General features: G+C 62.7%; 4 protein-coding genes. All 4 read left to right on the forward strand.

Annotated elements, in window-relative coordinates; genetic code table 11:
* Window positions 1-581 (forward strand): cbb3-type cytochrome c oxidase subunit I (locus E8E68_RS00070; protein WP_280339039.1); only part of this gene is annotated, 581 nt, incomplete at its 5' end.
* Between the two features lie 13 nt (window positions 582-594).
* Window positions 595-1,203, forward strand: coding sequence for a cytochrome-c oxidase, cbb3-type subunit II (gene ccoO, locus E8E68_RS00075; RefSeq protein WP_110747989.1), 609 nt, complete (start codon window positions 595-597; stop codon window positions 1,201-1,203).
* A 5-nt stretch (window positions 1,204-1,208) separates the two neighbouring features.
* The gene (locus E8E68_RS00080) at window positions 1,209-1,403 is read left to right on the forward strand and encodes a CcoQ/FixQ family Cbb3-type cytochrome c oxidase assembly chaperone (protein ID WP_266032591.1); all 195 of its coding nucleotides are present in this window, start codon (window positions 1,209-1,211) and stop codon (window positions 1,401-1,403) included.
* Window positions 1,400-2,341 (forward strand): cytochrome-c oxidase, cbb3-type subunit III, encoded by a 942-nt coding sequence (ccoP, locus tag E8E68_RS00085; RefSeq protein ID WP_280339044.1) that lies wholly within the window; start codon window positions 1,400-1,402, stop codon window positions 2,339-2,341. The genes E8E68_RS00080 and ccoP overlap by 4 nt, the downstream gene beginning before the upstream one ends.
* Window positions 2,342-2,604 lie beyond the last annotated feature (263 nt).

The raw sequence follows: 2,604 nt of genomic DNA on the forward strand, positions 1-2,604 counted from the left end.
CAAGCTGGGGCGGCATGATCAACGGCATGATGACCCTGTCCGGTGCCTGGCACAAATTGCGCAGCGACCCGATCCTGCGTTTCCTGGTGGTATCGCTGGCGTTCTACGGCATGTCCACCTTCGAAGGCCCGATGATGGCCATCAAGACCGTCAACGCGCTGTCCCACTACACCGACTGGACCATCGGCCACGTTCACGCCGGCGCCCTGGGCTGGGTGGCGATGATCTCGATCGGCGCGTTGTACCACACCATCCCGAAAGTGTTCGGCAAGGAGCGCATGTACAGCATCGGCCTGATCAACGCGCACTTCTGGCTGGCCACTATCGGCACTGTGCTGTACATCGCCTCGATGTGGGTCAACGGCATCGCCCAGGGCCTGATGTGGCGCGCGGTGAACAGCGACGGCACCCTCACCTACTCGTTCGTGGAAACCCTGGTAGCCAGCCACCCAGGCTTCATCGTGCGCTTCGTCGGTGGTGCGATCTTCCTTAGCGGCATGTTCCTGATGGCCTGGAACACCTGGCGCACCGTGCGTTCGCCAGCACTTGATGTCGCCCCTGCGAACGCCCAGCTGGCTTGAGGAGAACCCCCCGATGAAACATGAAGTCATCGAGAAAAACGTCGGCCTGCTGGCCTTGCTGATGGTGTTCGCCGTCAGTATCGGCGGCCTGACCCAGATCGTCCCGCTGTTCTTCCAGGACGTCACCAACAAGCCGGTCGAAGGCATGAAACCCTACACCGCGCTGCAGCTGGAAGGCCGCGATATCTACATCCGCGAAGGCTGCGTGGGCTGCCACTCGCAGATGATCCGCCCGTTCCGCGCCGAAACCGAGCGCTACGGCCACTATTCGGTGGCCGGTGAAAGCGTGTGGGACCACCCGTTCCTGTGGGGCTCCAAGCGCACCGGGCCGGACTTGGCCCGGGTCGGTGGCCGGTACTCGGACGACTGGCACCGTGCGCACCTGTACAACCCGCGCAACGTGGTGCCGGAATCGAAGATGCCGTCGTACCCATGGCTGGTCGCAGAACAGGTGGACAACAGCCACACCGACGTCAAGATGCGCACCCTGCGCACCCTCGGCGTGCCATACACCGACGACGACATTGCCGGGGCCCGCGACGCGGTCAAGGGCAAGACCGAAATGGACGCGCTGGTCGCCTACCTGCAGGTGCTTGGCACCGCGATCAAGAACAAGAGGTGAGTGCGATGGAACTGGACATCGGCATGATCCGCGGCCTGGGCACCCTGGTGGTGATGATCGCCTTCATCGGCCTCTCCCTGTGGGTATTCAACCGCCGCCGCGACCGTGATTTCGCCGAAGCGCGCCTGCTGCCCTTCGTCGACGACCACCTGCCCGCTGCCGGGCAGGAACCTGCTGCAAAAAGGAGAAACGGGCAATGACCACCTTCTGGAGTACGTACATCTGCGTACTGACCATCGGTAGCCTGATTGGCCTGACCTGGCTGCTGCTTGCCACCCGCAAGGGCCAGAGCAACAGCAGCACCGACCAAACCATGGGCCACAGCTTCGACGGTATCGAGGAGTACGACAATCCACTGCCCAAGTGGTGGTTCTGGCTGTTCGTCGGCACCTTGGTGTTTTCGGTCGGCTACCTGATCCTCTACCCGGGCCTGGGCAACTGGAAAGGCATCCTGCCGGGCTATGAAAATGGCTGGACCGGCGCCAACGAATGGCAGAAGGAAATGGACAAGGCCGATGCCAGGTTCGGGCCGATCTTCGCCAAGTACGCCGCCATGCCTGTGGAAGAAGTGGCCAAGGACCCGCAAGCGCTGAAGATGGGCGGCCGATTGTTCGCCTCCAACTGTTCGGTGTGCCATGGCTCGGACGCCAAGGGTGCCTTTGGCTTCCCCAACCTCACTGACAAGGATTGGCGCTGGGGCGGCGAGGCGGAAACCATCAAGGCCACCATCATGGGCGGTCGTCATGGCGTGATGCCGGCCTGGGCCGAGGTGATCGGTGACCAGGGCGTTGCCGACGTGGCTGCGTTCGTGGTCAGCAAACTCGATGGCCGCACATTGCCTGAGGGCGCGAAGGCCGATGTGGAGAACGGGCAGAAGATCTTCGCGGCCAACTGCGTGGCCTGCCACGGGCCGGAAGGTAAAGGTACGCCCGCCATGGGCGCACCGAACCTGACCCACCCGCAGGCGTTCATCTACGGCTCGAGCTTTGCCCAGCTGCAGCAGACCATTCGTTATGGTCGCCAGGGGCAGATGCCGGCGCAGGCCGAGATCCAGGGCAACGACAAGGTGCACCTGCTGGCGGCTTACGTGTATAGCCTGTCGCAGGGTGGTTCGGCTGAGGCTGTGACTGCCAAGTGAGTTCGCCGAAAGGGATTTGGCGCCTGTGAGATCGAGCGCCGCCCGCGCGGCGCTTCGCGGGGCAAGCCCGCTCCCACATTTGTTTCGGGCCAATCATTTCTGTGGGATTTGCGCGCGAACGCTTTGGCGCACGGCGCAATATCGCGTCGTACAAACAAGGCGGTCGCGCGCGCCTGTCACAGACATAACTGGCCCGAAACAAATGGACTGCCCCCAAAAAGTTGGACAGTTCTAAGCTACAGCCTGAGCCCTGTACTCCACAG

Origin of the sequence: Pseudomonas sp. BN607, from assembly GCF_029871175.1 — a bacterium.
GTDB lineage: Bacteria > Pseudomonadota > Gammaproteobacteria > Pseudomonadales > Pseudomonadaceae > Aquipseudomonas.

Bases quoted from the DNA above. Each gene is read 5' to 3' on its own strand.
- ccoO (WP_110747989.1), top strand. From the start codon at position 595: ATGAAACATGAAGTCATCGAGAAAAACGTCGGCCTGCTGGCCTTGCTG.
- E8E68_RS00080 (WP_266032591.1), top strand. From the start codon at position 1,209: ATGGAACTGGACATCGGCATGATCCGCGGCCTGGGCACCCTGGTGGTG.
- ccoP (WP_280339044.1), top strand. From the start codon at position 1,400: ATGACCACCTTCTGGAGTACGTACATCTGCGTACTGACCATCGGTAGC.